16 protein-coding genes are annotated in these 19,622 nt (G+C 62.9%); 6 read left to right on the top strand and 10 right to left on the bottom strand.

Annotated elements, in window-relative coordinates:
- The first annotated feature begins 519 nt into the window (after positions 1 to 519).
- From JI75_RS05420 to JI75_RS05430, 3 genes are all read left to right on the top strand, one after another.
- Positions 520 to 960, top strand: coding sequence for an NfeD family protein (locus tag JI75_RS05420; protein ID WP_039689372.1), 441 nt, complete (start codon positions 520 to 522; stop codon positions 958 to 960).
- Between the two features lie 64 nt (positions 961 to 1,024).
- Positions 1,025 to 1,957, top strand: a complete 933-nt coding sequence (locus JI75_RS05425) for an SPFH domain-containing protein (protein WP_039689374.1) — start codon at positions 1,025 to 1,027, stop codon at positions 1,955 to 1,957.
- 119 nt (positions 1,958 to 2,076) lie between these two features.
- The gene (locus JI75_RS05430) at positions 2,077 to 3,882 is read left to right on the top strand and encodes an ABC transporter ATP-binding protein (protein ID WP_039689376.1); all 1,806 of its coding nucleotides are present in this window, start codon (positions 2,077 to 2,079) and stop codon (positions 3,880 to 3,882) included.
- A gap of 147 nt (positions 3,883 to 4,029) precedes the next feature.
- Here the strand turns inward: JI75_RS05430 and JI75_RS05435 are convergent, their stop codons facing one another.
- Positions 4,030 to 6,093 carry an elongation factor G gene (locus JI75_RS05435; RefSeq protein WP_039689378.1) on the bottom strand — a complete coding sequence of 688 codons (2,064 nt, stop codon included), beginning with the start codon at positions 6,091 to 6,093 and terminating at the stop codon, positions 4,030 to 4,032.
- 309 nt (positions 6,094 to 6,402) lie between these two features.
- Here JI75_RS05435 and JI75_RS05440 point away from each other — a divergent pair, with 309 nt between their 5' ends.
- A complete protein-coding gene (locus tag JI75_RS05440; protein ID WP_039689380.1) occupies positions 6,403 to 6,717 on the top strand; it encodes a hypothetical protein in 315 nt (104 codons plus the stop codon).
- A gap of 99 nt (positions 6,718 to 6,816) precedes the next feature.
- Here the strand turns inward: JI75_RS05440 and JI75_RS05445 are convergent, their stop codons facing one another.
- A complete protein-coding gene (locus JI75_RS05445; RefSeq protein WP_052241631.1) occupies positions 6,817 to 7,839 on the bottom strand; it encodes a helix-turn-helix transcriptional regulator in 1,023 nt (340 codons plus the stop codon).
- Between the two features lie 175 nt (positions 7,840 to 8,014).
- Between JI75_RS05445 and JI75_RS05450 the strand changes: the two genes are divergently transcribed.
- Entirely contained in the window at positions 8,015 to 9,358 is a 1,344-nt protein-coding gene (locus JI75_RS05450) for a sodium-dependent transporter (protein ID WP_039689382.1), read from the top strand.
- 100 nt (positions 9,359 to 9,458) lie between these two features.
- Here the strand turns inward: JI75_RS05450 and JI75_RS05455 are convergent, their stop codons facing one another.
- The 6 genes from JI75_RS05455 to JI75_RS05480 form a co-directional block, all read right to left on the bottom strand.
- Positions 9,459 to 10,655 (bottom strand): ABC transporter permease, encoded by a 1,197-nt coding sequence (locus tag JI75_RS05455; protein ID WP_039689383.1) that lies wholly within the window; start codon positions 10,653 to 10,655, stop codon positions 9,459 to 9,461.
- Positions 10,652 to 11,374, bottom strand: a complete 723-nt coding sequence (locus JI75_RS05460) for an ABC transporter ATP-binding protein (protein WP_039689384.1) — start codon at positions 11,372 to 11,374, stop codon at positions 10,652 to 10,654. Before JI75_RS05460 ends, JI75_RS05455 begins: the two co-directional genes overlap by 4 nt.
- Complete coding sequence (locus JI75_RS05465; protein WP_039689385.1) at positions 11,374 to 12,708, bottom strand: efflux RND transporter periplasmic adaptor subunit; 1,335 nt, start codon at positions 12,706 to 12,708, stop codon at positions 11,374 to 11,376. The genes JI75_RS05460 and JI75_RS05465 overlap by 1 nt, the downstream gene beginning before the upstream one ends.
- Positions 12,709 to 12,969: 261 nt before the next feature.
- Positions 12,970 to 13,737, bottom strand: a complete 768-nt coding sequence (locus tag JI75_RS05470) for a MerR family transcriptional regulator (RefSeq protein ID WP_039689387.1) — start codon at positions 13,735 to 13,737, stop codon at positions 12,970 to 12,972.
- Positions 13,738 to 13,924: 187 nt separating this feature from the next.
- Entirely contained in the window at positions 13,925 to 14,545 is a 621-nt protein-coding gene (locus JI75_RS08805; protein WP_240993136.1) for a YqhA family protein, read from the bottom strand.
- Positions 14,546 to 14,580: 35 nt separating this feature from the next.
- Positions 14,581 to 15,930, bottom strand: a complete 1,350-nt coding sequence (locus JI75_RS05480; RefSeq protein ID WP_039689389.1) for a C1 family peptidase — start codon at positions 15,928 to 15,930, stop codon at positions 14,581 to 14,583.
- A gap of 233 nt (positions 15,931 to 16,163) precedes the next feature.
- On the opposite strand from JI75_RS05480, the gene JI75_RS05485 reads away from it, so the two are divergent.
- Positions 16,164 to 17,039, top strand: coding sequence for an Mrp/NBP35 family ATP-binding protein (locus tag JI75_RS05485; protein ID WP_039689390.1), 876 nt, complete (start codon positions 16,164 to 16,166; stop codon positions 17,037 to 17,039).
- A gap of 148 nt (positions 17,040 to 17,187) precedes the next feature.
- On the opposite strand, the gene JI75_RS05490 is transcribed toward JI75_RS05485, so the two are convergent.
- Positions 17,188 to 17,940 (bottom strand): cytochrome c3 family protein, encoded by a 753-nt coding sequence (locus tag JI75_RS05490; RefSeq protein ID WP_052241632.1) that lies wholly within the window; start codon positions 17,938 to 17,940, stop codon positions 17,188 to 17,190.
- 15 nt (positions 17,941 to 17,955) lie between these two features.
- Positions 17,956 to 19,311 (bottom strand): ammonia-forming cytochrome c nitrite reductase subunit c552, encoded by a 1,356-nt coding sequence (locus JI75_RS05495; protein WP_052241633.1) that lies wholly within the window; start codon positions 19,309 to 19,311, stop codon positions 17,956 to 17,958.
- Positions 19,312 to 19,622 lie beyond the last annotated feature (311 nt).

A 19,622-nucleotide genomic window follows, 5' to 3' on the forward strand; every position in this document is an offset into this window, starting at 1 on the left:
CTCTCGCACTCCTCTCGTCGTGCCTCCGATCGGGCGCATCCCACCCGCCCGATCGTGTTCACGCGCGTCATACGCGCTTTTTCCAGAGCTCTCCCTAGCTCCGGATTCGATACTAGAGGATGGGTTTTCGAGGTGGTTTTACGCCCGCGTAACGGGAAATCACCGATCGAAGAGGTTTTTGTAACCATTTAATGGAGAGCGACGCTAAAAAATAGATTTGAACTGGTAATTCAAGCATGATCACCGATCACCGTCTGTTAATCGCCAGTTACTTTACTTTTTTCGGTAGTAGTAAAACCTAATCGCAAATAACCAGGTCCGGAGCTAGATTGAGCAGAATCTGGTTTTCAGGGCAACGGAATGTCGCCCGCCTTCGCCCGACATGGAAACCGGGCCCTCTCGTGATCCGAAAACGACTTGGCCACCTCGCGGGTCGTATGCGCATAACGTGCGGCCCGTCCCCGGATAATCAAAGTTATTTTCTCTTTGGTACAATGAGGGGGACCGAAGGAGGCGCCTATGGATCCCAACAACCTGTGGCTCGGCGTCGCCCTCATCATGGGCGTCATCGAAGCGGGAACGATCAGCATCATCACCGTATGGTTCGTCATCGGGGCGCTTGCCGCCTACGTGGCCTCGTGGTTCGGAGCCGACCGCATCGTCCAGGCGGTCGTATTCGTCGTCGTCTCGGTCGCGTGCCTGCTCGCTTTCAGGCCGCTGGTCTTGAAGCGGCTCGCGTCGAAGAAAGCGTCCGACCCCACCCCGGTGGGCCAATCCGGCATCGTCACCGAAGCCATCGACGGCGCATCCCATACCGGGCGCGTCGAAACGCCCGACCATATGTCCTGGTCGGCCGATTCCCACGACGGATCGACCATCCCCGTCGGAACCAAGGTGCGCATAACCGAGCAGAGAAGCGTCAAGCTCGTCGTGCAACCGTGCGAACCCGACGCATCCTGACCACGGCAGACCGAACCGCCCTCGCAACCATCGACACGGCACACCACCGGAGAAAGGATCTCGCATGGAACTCATCCTCGTCATCATCGTACTGCTCGTGGTCTTCTCGATCACCTGCATAAAGGTAGTGCCCCAAGCCGAGCGCGTGGTCATCGAACGCCTGGGATCGTATCTCACCACCTGGGATAACGGCCTGCACGTCAAAATCCCCTTCATCGACCGCATCCGCGCGCACGTCAGCGTCAAAGAGCAGGTGGCCGACTTCCCGCCGCAGCCCGTCATCACCAAGGACAACGTCACCATGTCCATCGACTCGGTCATCTACTTCAAGGTCATGGATCCGCGCCTGTTCTGCTACGGCGTCGAGAACCCCATGGTGGCTATCGAGAACCTCACCGCCACCACGCTGCGCAACATCATCGGCGACCTGGACCTCGACACCACGCTCGTGTCGCGCGACACCATCAACGCGCAGATGCGCTCCATCCTCGACGAGGCCACCGACGCCTGGGGCATCAAGGTCAACCGCGTCGAGGTGAAAAACATCACGCCGCCGGCCGCCATCCAGCAGGCGATGGAAAAGCAGATGAAGGCCGAGCGTGAGAAGCGCGAAGCCGTCCTGCTCGCCGAAGGCCAGAAGCAAAGCGCCATCACCATCGCAGAGGGCAACAAGCAGGCCCAGATCCTCGCCGCCGAAGCAGAGAAGGAAGCCATCATCCTCGCAGCCGAAGCCGAGAAGGAGCGCCAGATCCGCGAAGCCGAGGGCCAGGCCGAAGCCATCCGCAGCGTCCAGCAGGCAACCGCCGCCGGCATCACCATGGTGCGCGAGGCCGGAGCCGACAACGCGGTGCTCACCCTGCAGTCCTTCGAGGCGCTCAAGGAAGTTTCGAAGGGCCAGGCCACCAAGCTCATCATCCCTTCCGACATCCAGGGAATCGCGGGGTTGGCCGCCTCCCTTAAGGAAGTTGTGTCGGAGAAGGGTAACGATCAGGCATAACGTACGCCCCCGTTCGATGCGGGGCGTATAATGGCCGCAGAGGCAATCCAAGAAGCGCCCCTTGTCGGGCGCTTCTTTTTTGCGTTCGTCGCAAAGCGCGGTCAAGGCGAGGTGGGAACATGGGAAAGAAGACGGACACGACGGCGAGCGGGCAGTCGGTCACGCGGCGCACGCTGCATTATTTCATGCAGGTGACGGCGAACCGAAAAGGCATGTTCGCGGCGGCCATCCTGGTGTCGATGGGCTACTCGCTGTTCCTCAGCTACGGCAACCCCTACTTCATGGGGCGCATCGTCGATCTGGTAAGCGTCGAGCGCGTCTCTCCCGACCAGGTCCTGCCCACCTTCGGCCCCTTGGTGGCCGCCCTTATCCTCACCAACCTGCTCGGGCAGATCTGCAGCAAGCTGCAAGATTACACGAACTGGAAGCTGCAGATCGGAGCGGCCTACGATCTGGCGCGCCTGTGCTTCGACACCTTGTCGAACCAATCGATGACCTTCCACACGAACCGCTTCGGGGGAAGCCTCGTGGCGCAGACCTCGAAGTTCATGAGCGGGTACCGGGACCTGTGCCGCTCGTTTCTGTTCAGCATCGTTCCCACCTGCGCAAGCGTGTTCTTCACCATGTCGATCCTCGGAAGCGTGGTGCCCGCCTACGCCGGTGTGCTGGGAGCGCTGCTCGTCGTCTACCTCGTCGCCGCGTATCTGATGTACAAGCGGGTCCTTCCCCTGAACGCCGGGGCCGCAAGCGCGCAGAGCCGCCTTTCGGGCGAGCTTTCCGACAGCGTCACGAACATCCTCGCCGTGAAGACCTGCGGACGCGAGGAATTCGAGCGCCAGCTGTTCGACGCCGCTAACGAGCAGGTTCGCCTGGCCGAGTCGGCCCGCATGCGCGCCAGCATGAACCGCGGCGTGGTGACCGCCGGTATCATCGTGGTGATCATGGCGACCGCCTCGGTGTTCACCGCAGGTGGAAACGCCTGGTTCAACATCACGCCCGGCAACCTCATCATGATGTTCACCTACACCTACACGCTCACCCAGCAGTTCAACTTCATCAACATCGTGTTTCAGAACGTGAACGCGGCCTTGGGCGACGCCCATGACATGACCGTCATCCTCGACGAGCCCAAGCTGGTGCAAGACGCCCCCGACGCCCTGCCGCTTTCCGTGCGCGAAGGCGCGATCGACATCGACGACCTCACCTTCTCCTACGCAGACGCCCGGAAAGACGGGTTCGCGCTGGACCACTTCAACCTGCACATCCCCGCGGGACAGCGCGTCGGGCTGGTCGGCCGCAGCGGCTCGGGGAAAACGACGCTCACCAGCCTGCTGCTGCGCCTCGCCGATATACAGTCGGGCGCCATCCGCATCGACGGCCAGGACATCAGCCAGGTCGAGCAGGTCAGCCTGCGCAGCCAGATCGGCTACGTTCCGCAAGAGCCGCTGCTGTTCCACCGCACCATCCGCGAGAACATAGCCTACGGCCGACCGGATGCGAGCGAAGACGAGATCCTCGCCGCCGCCCGCGACGCCAACGCGCTGGAATTCATCGAGAAGCTGCCCGCGGGCATGGACACGCAAACCGGCGAGCGCGGCGTGAAGCTGTCGGGAGGGCAGCGCCAACGCATCGCGATCGCGCGGGCGATCCTTGCCGACTGCCCCATCCTCGTGCTGGACGAAGCGACCAGCGCGCTCGACTCCGAAAGCGAGCATCTGGTGCAAGACGCCCTGAACAACCTGATGAAGGGTCGAACCTGCATCGTCGTCGCCCATCGCCTGTCAACCGTGGCCTCGCTCGACCGCATCGTCGTGATGAGCGAGGGGCGCGTGATCGAAGACGGCACGCACGACCAGCTGACCAAAGAAGACGGGATCTACGCGCAGCTGTGGGACCGCCAGACAGGCTCGTTCCTCGAAGCCTAAGGGCGCAGGACCCGTTTCTGTGCGGAGCGCACGAAAAGGAGGGCCGCGCGAAGGCGGCCCTTCCCGATCGGCGATGCAGCGAGGGAGATCGGTCCCGCGCATCGCAACCGTACGGTCGAGCCGAGGATGCCGGCTCGAAATCTTCCCTTACGCTCTGGACGCTTTGTACTCCTCCACCAGCTTCTGGGAGACGTTGGCGGGAGCCTGCTCGTAGCCTTCCAGAACGATGGAGTACTCGCCCGCGCCGTGCGACAGCGCGCGCAGGTCGCGCGTGTAGCCGATCACCTCGGCATAGGGCACGCGCACGATGATGATCGTGTCGCCCGCGTCGTTGGAATCGGTGCCCACGATGCGCCCGCGCCTGGTGGACACATCGCCCATGACGGCACCGGCATATTCTTCGGGAACGCACACCTCGAGCGACGCCATCGGCTCGAGCAGCACCATCCCCGCCTGCTCGCACGCCGCCCGAAAGCCGATGCGCGCGGCGGTCTTGAACGCCATCTCGTTGGAATCGACCGGATGGTAGCTGCCATCGTACACGGCGCATTTCACATCGACCATGGGATAACCCGCCAAGACGCCTTCCTCCATCGCCTCGCACACCCCCTTGTCGACCGCGGGGATGTACGAACGGGGGATCTTCCCGCCGACGATCTCGTCGACGAACTCGTACCCCGCGCCGGGATTGGGCTCGAGGCGCAGCCAGCAGTCGCCGAACTGGCCCGATCCGCCCGTCTGCTTCTTATGGCGGCCCTGGGCCTGCGCCGTCTTCGTGATGGTCTCGCGGTACGGGATGCGCACAGCGACCAGGCGAGCCTCCACCTTGGCCTGCTCTTTCAGGCGAATCATCAGCGTGTTCACCTGCTCGTCGCCCATGGCGGTGATGACGGTCTGATGGGTTTCCTCGTTGCGGGATATGCGCAGCGTCGGATCGTTTTCAGCCGCGCGGGCGAAGAAGGTCCCCAGCTTGTCCTCTTCCTTCTTGTTGACGGCCTCGATGGCCACCGGGTACTGCGGCTCGGGCAGGGGCAGCGGAGCCACTTCCAGCGTGCCGGCAACCGAAAGCGTGTCGCCCAGGCGCGTCTCGGCAAGCTTGGGGATGACGATGATGTCGCCCGCCTTGGCGCTTTTCACATCCGCAGCCTCTTTGCCCATCATCACGTACAGATGCCCGATGCGCTCGCGCTTGCCCGTACGCGCGTTCATCAGCTCCTGGCCGGGCTCGAGCACGCCCGAGAGCACCTTCACGTAGCTGAGGCGCCCGACGAACGGGTCGGCCACCGCCTTGAACACGAAGCCGGCGGGCTGTCCCAGCTCGTCGATATGCATTTCGGCGCCGTCGGCCAAGGGAAACGCCCCGTGGTCGCGCGGGTGCGGGAAATAGGTGCAGATATCTTCCATCACGCCCTTGATGCCCTGCTCGATGATGGTCGACCCGACGAACACCGGGATGATCATCTCCTGCGTGATGGCCTTGCCCAGAAGCGACTCGAGCTCTTCTTGGGTGAGCCGGTCCTCCCCTTCCAGGTACTTCATCATCAGCTCGTCATCGGCTTCGGCAACCAGGTCGCACAGCTTGTCGCGCGCGTTTTCCGCCGCGTCGACGTATTCGGCGGGAATGTCTTCGACCCGCTCGGCTCCCCCGTCCTTGTCGAAGTACCGGGCCTTCATGCGCAGGATGTCGATGACGCCGGCGAAGTCCTTGTCGACGCCGATGGGTATGGTGACCGCGCCCAGACGGGACCCGAACCGGGCATGCAGCTGGGCCATCGAGATGTCGAAATCCGCGTTCTCGCGGTCGATGTGGTTGATGAACACGGCGCGGGACAAACGGAGGTTTTCCGCTTCGCGCCAAAGCTTGGTGGTCATGACCTGCGGACCCGCAACGGCATCGACCACGAACAAAGCCGTCTCCGCCGCGTTCATGGTCGCAATGGTGTCCCCGATGAAATCGGGATGCCCCGAGGTGTCCAGCAGGTTGATCTTGTAGTCCTTGTAGGGAACGGGGGCGATGGAGGTGCTGATCGTGAATTTGCGCCGGATCTCTTCCGCGTCGTAATCGAGGTAAGATTTCCCGTCGTGGGTCGTCCCCATGCGCGGCGTTCGACCCGAGACGTGCAGCATCGCCTCAGCGAGCGATGTTTTGCCGGCGCCGTCTTGGCCGACCAGCACGATGTTTCTGACGTGTTCGGTAGCAGGAGCTGCCATATTGACCACCAACTTTCCTGTTGAGCGGCCGCGCCGATCGGCACCATTTCCGAGGGGCACGCACCGCAATCGAGCCAATACCCAACGAAGACGAATCAAAAACGCAAAAACTCACAGGAAAAAGTATAGCGCCGCACCCACGGTGCGCACAAGGAAGCATGCCCGGCCGTTTGCGCGCCGGCCCTTCGATGCGCACGCGCGTTTGCGCTCCGGGTTACCGAACATCAACGGCGCATTACGAAACGGCACCCGAACCACGCGGGCGCGGCGCTCCTCTTTTAGAATAGCCGGTACAAGAAAAGGAGCACTGTGAACCGATCCGACGACATCATAGACGTCACCCCCGTGGAGAGTTCGTCCACGCGCATCACCGACGCGAGCGCCCCCCTTGAGGGAGCCGCCCCGTGCAAGGCCGAAGGCGGCGTTGCGGGAGCGGCCTGTCCGCGCTGTTTCTTCTGGCGCATCAGAGGGCTGGTGATGATGGTGTTCGGCGTCATAGCCGTGCTCATCGGCATTCCGCTGCTCGTCCTGCCCGGCCCCGGGCTCGTCCTCATCGCCGGCGGGATCGCACTCGTACTGGCGGGCTTCAAACGGCTGATCAGCTGCAAGCACGCCGAGCATTAACCGCTCCGAAGGGCCGCGCGCTCCCCGCAGCCGGCCCCGATGCGCACCGGACGGTCCCGTTTGCGCCCCGCCAACGCGGGCGGGGTTTCCCGCACTCGATCAGACTTCGTATAGGATCGCCCCGCCGCCCGAGGCGTCGGCGTCGTCGGCGCGCGCGACCCCCTCGAAAAACCCTCCGTCCGACACCATCGCGCGAAGCGACCGGAGAAGGGGCCGGGTGCGCTCGTTTTTCACCACCGTCATATCGATCCATTCGCGCTGCATATCGATGAACTCGAGCCCGTCCTCGCAACGCGCCAGACCGGACCTGATAACCGCAACGTCGGCGGCTCCCTGTGCGACCAGGCGCGCGGCCGCAGCCTCGCCGAAACGGGGCTCGGCATACCCGTCGATGTTGTCCGCGCGGGCCTCCATCGATCGCAGCTTCTGGTCAAGCAGCACGCGATGCCCGCACCCCGGTTCGCGGTTCGCCAAACGCACCCCCGCCCGCAAAAGCGCGCCCCATCCGTTCAGCCCCTTCGGATTGCCAGGGGAAACCGCGAACCCGACCCTGCGGGACAAAAGGCGAAAAACCACCGCCGACACGCCCGGAACGAGGCGCTGGACGAAGGGGACGTTGTAAGCGTTCGTCTTCAGGTCGTACAAACCGGTGAGGGCGACATCGGCGGTGCCCGCATACAGCGAGACGAGCGCCGAGTAATCGGTCATGGAGACGTGCTGCGCGAAAACCCCCTCGGCATTCAGATACGATGCGACCGCCGCGCACGAGTTGACCTCGCCTGCGACGATGAAGGGGGAATCGGCCGCCCGGAAAAGCGCAGCAGCGCGCGCGATCTCGCAAGACGGGGTTTCGCGGTCCGTTGCCGAGAACCGCGCGGACGCAAACGGGGAGGCCGTCGAAAAGGACCCGCCCGCAGGAGAGCCGGCCTTCGAAGGCGAATCGGCCGGGCCGGTCCGGGTGGAATCCAGGTACGAATGGATCCCCTCGAGGGTGAAACGGAGTTTGCGCCCCACCCGATACGAGGGAAGCGTGCCCTCTTTCGCCATCAGATACACCGAGTTCTTGCCGATACCCAGGTAAGCGGCGACCTCTTCGGCATTCATCGCATCGTCGGCCCTCATTCACCACTCCATCCCGTTCGGTTCGACTCCGCGCCTATCTTCTCATGAAAACCAAGGAAGCGGGCGCGTTTCCATCCGAGAAGCGGCGATGCGCCGAAACGATGGGGCGGCGAGCGCGCCGCGAGCGAAGTTTTCGCTACAATAGCGACCACGACGCTCGATCATAAGGAGAAACGTGGACGCTCAAGCCAAAGGCAGATCATCGAAGCGCGACAGCTTCATCTCGAAGCGGGGATTCATCCTCGCCTGCATCGGATCCGCAGTGGGAATGGGAAACATCTGGCTGTTCCCCACGCGCGTCTCCGCCTACGGCGGGGCGACGTTCATCATCCCCTACCTCGTATTCGTCGTCCTCATCGCATCCACCGGCATCATCGAGGAGATGTCGTTCGGGCGCGCGGCCAAGGGCGGCCCGATCGCGGCGTTCGCGAGCGTCACGAAAAAACGCCTGGGCACCGGCAAGGTCGGAGCCGCGCTCGGGCTCGTCCCCGTCGTCACCTCGCTCGCCATGGCCATCGGCTACTCGGTCGTCGTGGGGTGGATATTCAAATACACCTTCGACTCGCTTACCGGCGGGGCCGCAAGCATCCAGGGTGCCGAGCAGTTCGCGGCGCAATTCGGCTCGGTCGCATCCGGAAACGCCCTGTGGCAGACCATCGGCATGCTGGCCGCCATCGGCATCCTCGTGTTCGGCGTGAGCAAGGGCATCGAAAAAGCCAACAAGGTGATGATGCCGCTGTTCTTCTGCCTGTTCGTGGGCTTGGCCGTCTACGTGGCGACCCTGCCGGGGTCGTCCGAGGGCTACCGCTACATCTTCCTGCTCGATCCGGCCGGCCTGGCCGACCCGATCGTGTGGGTGTACGCATTGGGCCAGGCGTTCTTCTCGCTGTCCATCGCCGGAAGCGGGACGCTCATCTACGGCTCGTACCTGTCCGACGCCGAGGACGTCCCCAACAGCGCGAAGTACGTGGCGCTGTTCGACACGATCGCCGCGGTCGTCGCCTCGCTCGTGATCATCCCCGCCATGGCATTCGCCGGTCAGCAGCTGTCCCAAGGCGGCCCGGGGCTCTTGTTCATCTACCTGCCCAACCTGTTTTCCACCATGCCCGGAGGGGCGCTTTTCATGGCCGTGTTCTTCGTGGCAGTCCTGTTCGGCGGTTTGACGTCGCTCATCAACCTGTTCGAGGCGCCTATCGCCACCCTCGAAGAGATGCTGGGGATGAGCCGCCGCACGGCATGCCTTGCCATCGGGGGCGTCGGGTTGGCGGTGGGCATCGCCATCCAGGGGATCGTCTCGTCGTGGATGGACGTCTGCTCGGTGTACCTCTGCCCCATCGGCGCCTGCCTCGCAGCCATCATGTTCTTCTGGCTGTCCGATAAGGAATGGGTCTTGGAGCAGGTGAACAAGGGCCGCGCGAAGCCCTTGGGAAGCTGGTTCTACCCTCTGGCGAAATACGTCTTCGTCGGAGTCTCGATCCTGGTTCTGGCGCTGGGCTCCATCCTCGGAGGAATCGGGTAGGCGCGCCGCACGCGATCGGGAAAGAAAAGCGGAGACGCACGATGAAGGCCCCGACGCTGTCGGGGCCTTCGCTCATAACAGGGGGTCGTTCGGGACCGGCTTACTGGTACCTCAGCGCCTCGATCGGGTCGAGCCGCGCCGCGCGCGAGGCGGGATAGTACCCGAACACGACTCCGATCAGCACCGATACACCTACCGCAACCATAACCGCCACGGGATCGATGGCCGGAGAGAACGCCAGGGCCGGGTTGAGCGCGCCGATGAGCACCGTCAGCCCGTAGGATCCGGCGTATCCGCACACGATTCCCACGACGCCGCCTATCACCGTGAGCGCCACGGCCTCCAGCAGGAACTGCCTCACGATATCGCGCGCATGGGCTCCCAGGGCCTTGCGCAGCCCGATCTCGCGGATGCGCTCGCTCACGTTGGTGAGCATCATGTTCATGATGCCGATGCCGCCGACCAGAAGGCTGATGGCCGCCACGCCTCCCAAAAGCAGGTTGAAGCCGCCCAGAACCGCCGACATCGTATCCAAGAGGTCCGACATCGAATACACCGAGACCGTCTCTTCGGGCTTGTTGCCTCCCAGGATCTTGGTCAGAACCTTGCCCGTCTTCTTCGACAGCTCGCTCATCTCCTCTTTGGAAGGCTCGCCTTTCGCCACGCCCACCGCTTGGTAAAGCCCGCTGGCACCCAGGCGCGTCTCGGCGGTCTTCAGGGGCACGTAGGCCGCGTTATAGTTGCTGGAGCTCGCGTTTCCTTCCAGAATGCCGCAGATCACATAGCTGTCCCCGTTCAGGAACACCTCGCGGCCCAGCACCTTGGCGTCTTCGTCGCCGAACAGGTTCTTAAGCGTCCCTCGGCCCACGACGATAACCCGGTCGCCGCGCTCTTCCTCGGCGGACGTGAAGAACTTGCCCGCGCTCAGCTTCAGCGACATCGCATCGGAATACGCGCTTTCAGCGCCCGTCACCGTGGGCGTGAAGGCCTTGGACTTGTACGACAGCTCGCCGCCCGCGACGGTTTGCGACAAGACGATGCGCTCGTATTCGGGCATCTGCTGCTGGAGCGCCTCGAAATCGCTTCGCTTGCTCTCGACGAAGGGGTACATGGTGACGACGCGCATCTGGTTGCCCCCGATGCTGGCAGTCAGCGACTTGCCCACGCCGCCGATGAGCGCGTTCATGGTGATAACCGAGGCGATGCCGATCACGATGCCCAAAATGGTGAGGACCGACCGCATGCGGTTCACCGACAGCGCATGGTACGCCTCGTACAGCAAATCCTTCAGCTTCATGTGGTGATCACCTTCCCGGCGCGGCGCATGCCCTCGTAGCTTTCGTACAGCAGGCCGTCGCGGATGTAGAGCGTCCGGTCGGCATGCTCGGCGACGTCGGGCTCATGCGTGATGAGCACGATGGTCTTGCCCGCATCGCGCAGGCGCGAGAACGTATCGAGGACCTGGTCTCCCGTCGCGGTGTCCAGGTTGCCCGTCGGCTCGTCGGCCAGGATGAGGGCCGGGCTGTTCACCAGCGCGCGGGCGATAGCCACGCGCTGCATCTGGCCTCCCGATATCTCGTTGCTCTTATGGGCGAAGTATTCCTCGGGCAGCGCAACCGCCGCCAGAGCCGCCCTCGCGCGCGCCTCGCGCTCGGATGCGGGGCACGAGGTGTACATCAGGGGCAGCATCACGTTGCGCAGCACCGTCGTGCGCGGCAGCAGGTTGAACGCCTGGAACACGAAGCCGATGCGCGTCGCCCTGATATCGGCCAGCTCGTCTTGGGTGCATCGGGCTATGTCGCTTCCCTCGAGCAGGTACCTTCCGCTGGTGGGCGAATCAAGGCATCCCAGCGTATGCATGAGGGTCGATTTACCCGAGCCCGACGGCCCCATGATGGCGACGAACTCGCCGGGCATGATGGAGAAGCTGACCCCGCGCAGGGCATGGGTCTGCCCTGCGGCGGTTTCATACACACGGTGGATGTTCTCCACCTGGATAACCGGCTGCGCGTTCATCAGGCACCCACCGTCACGCTAGCGGGCGCAGAGCCTTCCGTCGTCGATTTCCCGGAGACGATGGCCAGCTTGTCTCCCGCAGAGAGGGTCCCGTCAACCACTTCGATGGCGGCCTGGCTGGCGCTCTGGGCGATCACCTTGACCTTGACGTATTCGACGTCTTCGATCGTGGCGAGCTGGGAATCGGCGGGGACCTTGGCCACAGCGGGATCGCCGTCGGAGTCGGTGAGCGCGATGGCGGGAACGATGAGCGTCTTTTCAAGGCTGAGCGTGGAGATGTCCACATGAGCCGTCATGCCGCTTTTCAGGCGCTCGTCGGGAGAATCGATCTGCAGCGTGACCTCGTAGCGGACCGTCGAAGAAGACGCCGCCGCACCCGCAGCCGCACCCGCCGCGGAAGCAGCCGCATCGTTCGAGCTCGTCTGGGAGATGTGGGTGACGGTTGCCTCGGAGACGAGGTCGGGGTACGCGTCGAAGGTCACCTTGCCCTTCTGGCCCTCCTTCACCTTCGCGATATCGATCTCGGAAACGGGCACTTTCACCTCGAGCGACGTCATGTCGGCCACGCGCAGCGGAGCCTTGCCCTGGGTGGAAAGCGACGCGAGCGAAGTTCCCTCGGTGATGTTGCACTCGATGACCGTTCCGGACACCGTGGCGCGCACCGTGCGCTTGTCCGCCTTCTCGACAGCGGCGTCGTAGGCCTGCTGGGCCGAGGTGAGGGTGGCGTTCGCCGTATTCAGTTGGGCTTGGGCGTCGGAGATCTGAACCGCGGTGCTGTCGACGAGGATGGGGTTGCCCTGGGCGTCCATCGACTGGGTCACCGAAGGCGCCGCCTTTGCCGTGTTCAGGCGGTTCTGAGCTTGGGTGACGCCGTCTTTGGCGGTCTGGAGGGCCGATCTGGCCTGGGCGACCGCGGTGTCGAGGTCGTCGTTCTTAACGGTGTAGAGAACGTCTCCCTCCTGGACCTGCTGGCCTTCGGAAACCTTGAGCTCGGAGACGATGCCCTCGACCTCGGACGAAGCGACCATGGTGCGAACCGGCTGCAGCGACGCCTTGCCCTGCACCACGTCCTCGAAGGCCCCCTCGGTGACATCCACCGTCTCCAACGGCTTCGACGCAGTGGCGTTCAGGATGCTGTTGACGGCGATCGCGATCACTGCGACGAGGGCGATGACGACCCCTACGATGATGACGGCCTTCCTCGGACCCTTCTTCTTCGCCTGCGAAGCGCTGGTCAGAGGGGTGAAGCTGTTCAGTTCGACCGTGGTGTTCGCAGTCTTGGCAGACGGAGGCATGACCGGCAGCTTGCCGTGTTGGGGGGTCGGTGAGTTCATTCCGGTTCCTTTCCTCTGGTTCGTGCAACCCAGCTAAGCAAACGCAAACTAACAAGATTATCTTATCAAAGAGCACCTTCGCCATCCTTACGGGAACCTTAAACCTAGCTTGCATTTCGCATCGGCCCAGGCGATTTCCCGCTCCTTGCCGTCGACGGCCCGACCGTGCCCTCAAGCCCTCGGCGCCCGAACCCAGCGGCATCCGCGGCAAGGGCCGCCCCGGGTCGGCCCTTGCGGACCGATGCCGGGGCGGCCACGAGCCTACGACGCCGCCGATTCGACCGAATCGACGCTCGCCTCGGCGCACCAATCGCGCGTTCCGCAGCAGGGACACGAAAGCTTGCGCGCAACCGGGGTATGCCCCGAGAACATGAACTCCCGAAGGCTCGGGCTAAACACCTCGCGGCAATGCGGGCAGACGTAGCGCGCATCGCGATGATACGCCTCCGCCAACTGCCAAGCGACGATCAGAGCCAGGGGAAGCACCAGGGCGAATACAAGCCATTCGCCCCTCGTCACACCCAGCACCACCGCCGAGATCAGCACCGCATCGACCGCGAGGCCCTCGACGATCATCCTGCGCTTCATCCGGTAGAGCCTCGTCTTCTCAGATGCCTGCTTCGCCATGATGTTGTCCATGCACGTCTCGGATACCTCCGGCATGCGGCCTTGTTCGCTCAGGCTGGCCCGAACGGCCGCGATCGAGCGGATCATCGCCCGCCTCGCATCCAGATCCGCAGCGATCGCTTTCTCCTGCTCGTCCAGGATGCATTCAAGGGCGGCCGTGTCATCGGGCCGAGCGAGGACCTCGCGTATCGTCCTCAGGCTCAGCCCCATCGATTTCAGAAGGCACACGGTCCTCAGGACGCCGATAGCCTCCTCGTTGTAGAGCCGTCGGCCCCCTTCGGAGCGCCCGCTCGGAGAGACGAGGCCGCGATCGTCGTAGTATTGGACCGTCCTTACCGAAACCCCGCACATCTCGGCGACCTCGCCGGTAGTGAAGAGCTTTCCTTTCTCTTCTTGCGACATGGACGTCACCTCCTTCACCTCGCATGGAACACCCTCACGTTGCGTTACGAGCAAGTGCTTTTTTCAAAAAATAAAGGCGACGCGGCGTAACGAAGCGCCCCTCTCGGTACGGAGAGGGGCGCGAGCAGGACTATGACGCGCGATAGCGGACCCGAAACCCCCGGACCGCTCGCTGCAAAAACCGGGTTTAGAACAGCCCTTCGTCTTCGCGATGGCCAGAATCCTCCCCCTTGTGGTTGATGACCAGCTTCACGAACAGCGTCAGCGTGAGGATGATGACCCCCGAGGACAGCCCGAGCCACAGCAAGTCGAGCCCCTTGACCGCATCCTCGAGAATCTTCCCGAGAAACGACACGCCGATCATCACGCAGATGACGGCGACCAGGCGCTCTTTGAGGTCGTCGAAGTCCCTGAACGTCAACCATTTCGGAAGCGGGATGTTGTCGCTGATGAACAGGGTGAACAATCCAAGCGACAGCAGGTACAGGGCCACCGACAGCAAAAACAGGTCGGCGTACTCGACATAGAGGGCCGCCAGGCGCAGGATCGACTCGTCGCCCAAAACGACGGCGCCCACCGTGGTCGCCACCGCCTCGATAAGCGTGTTCAGCGACAGCGCGACGGCGATTATCAGCAGCCCGAACGACGGGATGGCGGCGACGATGCGCGTCCAGCTGGCGATTTGGCGCGCCGAGCGGGATCGGGCGGCGTTGCGGCGCGAGGCTTCCGTCTCGGCCGCGTCCCTCCCGTCCGCTGATGCGGATCCGGCGCTTTGCACGATCTCTTCGTTCTGTTTGTTCTCGGTCACGTAGGTCCTTTCGGGTTTCTTCTCTTACGCGGCTTCTATGCAAGCGCGCCCATGGGGTCCCAGGGGCTCAGCTCGATGGGCTCCATGGTCTCGAATACCTCGCGCTGCTGATCGGTCAGGTACTTCTTATCGACCACCACCTGGTACACGTACTCGTCGAACCAGGCGTCGGTCAAGGTGTCGAACCCGTCTTTCGCATGGTCTTTGCCCCAGCTGTTCTCCACCTTCCACAGCGTGGACCGCCCCCCTTCGTCAAGGTTGACGCCTTCGAGCACCATCGCATGGGTCATGAGCGACTCACCGTAATCGAGGCGCGCGGCCTTGTCGAAATCACCCACGATCGGAAACCCGAACAGCTCGTCGATCGCCAGGGCGTCGAGGTCCATGATGCCCTCTTCCTGGATGAAGGACTGGTCGACGTCGCAGCCGAACCACACCGGCAGGCCGTCTTCGAGCTGCTTGATCGCCGCCCGCTTCAGCTCGGCGGGCTCGAGGTTGAGGTAGCGCACTCCCCCGGCTTCCACGACGTTTCCCAGACGGGACACGGTGTAGGTGCGGCCGAAGGGCTTATCGGCCGTGGGAGCCGAGATCAGCGACACGTAGTCGTCCAGATCCAGCCCCACCGCCCGCTCGTAGAACTCGTGCGGGGTGAAGGTTCCCGACAGCGCCATGTTGTCGTCTTTGTCGCGCAGGCGCACCGAAAACGACGCTGGCGGCTCGCCCAGGCAGGTGACCAGAAGCGCGTAGACGTTGGCCATCATCTCCTTTTTCCGCGCGCGCAGCTCTTCGACCGAAGCGCCCCCCTCGAACGCGGCCCTCAGCTTGTGGGCGCTCGACCGCAGGTAACGGGTGAGGTAGCCGTCCAGATCGCGCGTGTTGGAAGACGAGGCCGACTCGGGCATGGCCTCTTTGGGAACCACGCCGTACTTCTTCACCAGCGCCTTGAACATATCCCACTGCCCGCCGTCGCTGACCGGATCGGTCAGCAGGAACGACACGAGGCGCCCGTTGACCGGCTGGTCGGCGGTGTCGATGATGTTCTCGAAGAAGTAGTTGCTCTTCTCCAGCTTGTCCCAGAACAGCGGGTAGGCCTGAGAGAGCTCGAAGTCCTTCAGCTTGTACGACTCGATGACGCGCATGCGCATGGTGTTCAGCGATGCGAACATCCAGCAGCGCCCCGAGCGCTTCTGGTCGGTGCGCGCGCCCTGCTTCACCTCGATGTCGAAGGTCGTGGTGTTGAGGGCGGCCGCCTCCGGAACGCGCGCGACGGCGCGCACGCCCTTGGCGGTGACGGCGTTTTTCGCCACGACGTTGGCACGCTGGCCGAAGAAGGCCTCGGAAGCGGCGGAGACGTCGGACGCGGTGACGGTTGAAAGATCGCTCATGCTTATCGGTCCTCTCTGGGAAAACGGGCGCGTGCGCCCCTGTCTAACCTGACAAGAATACCATGTGGCAACATGTCGTTCACAATGCGTTTCCCAAGCGCAAGAAGAGTTTCAGAGCCCGGGGGCGCCGCGGGCCTTGTGCTATCATGCTGGCAGTTCGACGAGAGACGGCCCGCTTAAAAACGCAGACGGGTCGGACGATTCGCGTTTCGCGCGCATGAAAAGAGGTAACCATGTCTGAAGAATGCAGCGCTTCGAGCTGCTCGAGCTGCGGCGTATCCGGCTGCGGGTCCCGCAAGGCGCCCGAGGAGAAGCCCAAGACGGCCCGCGCCAACGTCAAGCACGTCATCGGCGTCGTTTCCGGCAAGGGAGGCGTCGGCAAGTCGCTGGTCACCAGCCTGCTCGCCAGCCAGATGCACAAGCGCGGCTTCAAGGTGGGCATCTTGGACGCCGACATCACCGGGCCCTCCATCCCCAAGGCCTTCGGTATGAGCGGACGCCTGACCGCCGATAACGACGGCATCAACCCCGGCATGACGGAAAGCGGCATCAAGGTGATGTCCGTCAACCTCATGCTTCCCCAGGAAGATATGGCGGTTGCCTGGCGCGGTCCGGTCATCACCGGCCTCCTGAAGCAGTTCTGGGAGGAAACCAACTGGGAAGACGTCGATTACCTGTTCGTCGACATGCCTCCGGGAACCTCCGACATCTTCCTCACCGTCATGCAGTCCTTCCCCCTCGAAGGCATCGTCACCGTGTCCGCCCCCCAGGAGCTGGTCGCCATGATTGTGGGCAAGGCCGTGAACCTGGCGCACGACATGAACGTCCCGGTCATAGGCCTGGTCGAGAACATGGCGTACTTCAAGTGCGACGAATGCGACAAGGAGCACTTCATATTCGGAGAGCCCCAGGGACGCTTCGTGGCGAAGCGCTACCAGATCCCGGCGTACTCCACCCTGCCCATCGACCCCGAGTTCGCGCGCCTGTGCGACATGGGAAAGGTCGAGGATTACGACGTCGCCGACAAGCTCGATCCCATCATCGAGCAGATCGAGATCGCATCGCGTCTGGCCGACGCGAAGAAAGAGGGCGAACAGGCCCAGGGTTAGACGCCCGCCGCACCCCGTGCCGCGCAACCGGCCGCAAGCCGATGCGCAGCGCACCTTGTGCCCAACGAACGACGGCCCCCGTTATCGGCAAGATAACGGGGGCCGTTTCGTAGGCGGAAGCGTCGGCTTGGGCAGCCGCGGCGCAAAGCTAGCTCAGCGCAGCATGCGCGTTGGCCTTCGCGTCAGCCAGGATGCGATCTCCCTCGGCCTTGGTCACCCAACCGGACGGCATCGAGACGTTCTCGTGCTGGTGGCAACCCGTGCAGACCATCACGCTGGCGCGATGGCCCTTGTGGCACTCCCCGCACTCAACCTGCAGGTTCTCGTGGTGCTGGGCATGCGGGTTGAAGTCCATCCACGACGTGGACTCCTCGAGCTTCTTGCGGTCGACCAACCCGTCGGAACCGCGCAGGTACGAATGGCATCCCGAGTTCACGCAGAACTGCGTCCCCTCGGTTCCCTCCCAGGCGGTCAGCTGACTGAGCGTGGGCTCGGTCTGCGGGAACTCGTACCCGCCCGTGGTCTGTTGAACCGCTTCGCTGATCTGCTGCTTCACCACGGGATGATGGCAACCCATGCAGCGGATCTCGGGCTTGCCCGTCGCGTTGGTCTCGCGATGGCGCGTCGAAAGCAGGGCCGTGGTGTCGGATACGGCGTTGCCGTACTTGTCGACGCCGGCAACGCCTTCGTCCTGGAGGTAGGTTTCCAAGTACGGATCCATGTTGTGGCAGATGGAAGCGCAGAATCCCGGAGTCTCGTGCCATTCCCAGAACCCGATGCCCACCGCGGCGACCAGCACGGCGGCAACGCCGATGATCGCGAACCGGCGGCCTTTGGGCGCCTTCTTTCGGGGAGAGGCGACCTCGGCAGCCTCTCCCGTTTCGATCTTGTTCTCAGCCATGTCGATTACCTCCGATTACCGCTGATCGTGTTTCGCGTAGTACTCTTCGGAAGTCTCCTCGAGCTGGTAGTCCTTGCTCGGATCGTATTCGCTCACGAACTTGTCGGGCGACGACTCCTCGCCCAGGATCTGGTCGCCCTCGTCCAGCAGCGCCTCGGACTTGGCCAGAACCTCGTCGAACAGGGCGGGGTTATGGCAGCCGTTGGAGTTCTCTGCGTAAGCGGAGTTCCAGTAGAACGTGGACTCGCGCTGGATGGTGCGCAGGCGCTCGAGCTGCTCGTCGGTGAGCGTGCCGGCCTGAACGGCCTTCACGAAGTTCTGGACGAAGCTGGCGTTGCGCATGCCGTTCTGGTGGATGGCGTCGTCGTACTTCTCCATGATGGCCTTCATCTCGGACTTGAGGTCCGCATGGCACTTGGAGCAATCGTTCTTGATCAGCTCTTCGTTCTGAAGCGGGCTGGTCCAGTAGTGGCTGTGATAGGCCTCGCCGTCGGCGTTGGTCTTAACAGCCATGTGGCAGTCGGCGCAGTCGTAACCGAGCTGAACCATGTGGTTGCCCATGCCTCCGTTGGTGTACTCGAACTCGGAGTGGCGCACTGCGATCATCTTGGCGCCCGTCTCGGGATAGGTCCAGTCCACATACCCATGCTCGTCGTACCACTTCAGGGCGTTTTCGGGCGTCATGGTGGTCACGTCGTCGTAGGGGCTGGTGGGCTCACCGGTGGTCGCGTTCATCGAATAGTCGCAGTGGCACTGGCCGCACACCTCGCTGGACAGGTGGCGCTTGTCGGCGTTATCGCCCAGCGCGCGCTTCCAATCGGCGCGCTCGATGCGCAGCGCGGAGGGGTTCTCGTTCTCGTGGCACATCGCGCACGTGATGCCGTCCTCGCACTGCTCGGCGACCTCGAAGAAGTTCGACTTCCACGCCGATTCGCCCTGCTGGGCCACCATTTCGCTGATGTCGGGCGTCTTGCAGGCCAGGCACTGCGCCTTGGTCTTCTCGCCCACGCGGCCGTTGTGGGTCACGGTGTACATCGAGCTGGTGTGCCCACCGGCATCATAGAAGAACTTGGCATAGCCGTATCCCTTGCCGAGCGTGACCATTTCGGGGCACCTGGCGTTACGGTTGCCGTCCTCCTCGGGCCATTCGTTCTTCTCGTTCTCGAAATACGAGGTGTACTGATCGGGGTACTGATCTTTCCACGCCTCGGTTCCGATGAGCCCGAACTTGTTCTTCTGGTCGACCGGCACCACCGTGGGCGCCTTGCCCACAGGAGTCGGATTCCCTTCGTTGGCCTTCGGGGCGCATCCCATGACGCCGACGACGACCATCACCGCAACGAACGCCGCAACGGTGATTTGGAGCTTCATGCTCCTTTTCCTACTTCCCATTATTCCTCCCCCATTCAGCAGATGTAAGGACCCTTTTATTCTACTGAACTGGAGAACCTATTAATATTGACGGGTATATCCGATTAAACGATAGGTGAGCGATAGGTTTTTAACACGCTATCTGTAAAACTATTATTTAAGCAATCTATTCTACCGAATATATCTTCATAATGTATGTTTTAGATATAGCTTTTATTGATAGTATCGATAAATAAGATATCTATATGATTGATCTATCAGAACCATCGCTTGAAGGTATCCCGAAACGAAGAACGCCGGTGCACTAGAGG

It is taken from the genome of Berryella intestinalis (assembly GCF_000814825.1).
Lineage (GTDB): Bacteria > Actinomycetota > Coriobacteriia > Coriobacteriales > Eggerthellaceae > Berryella > Berryella intestinalis.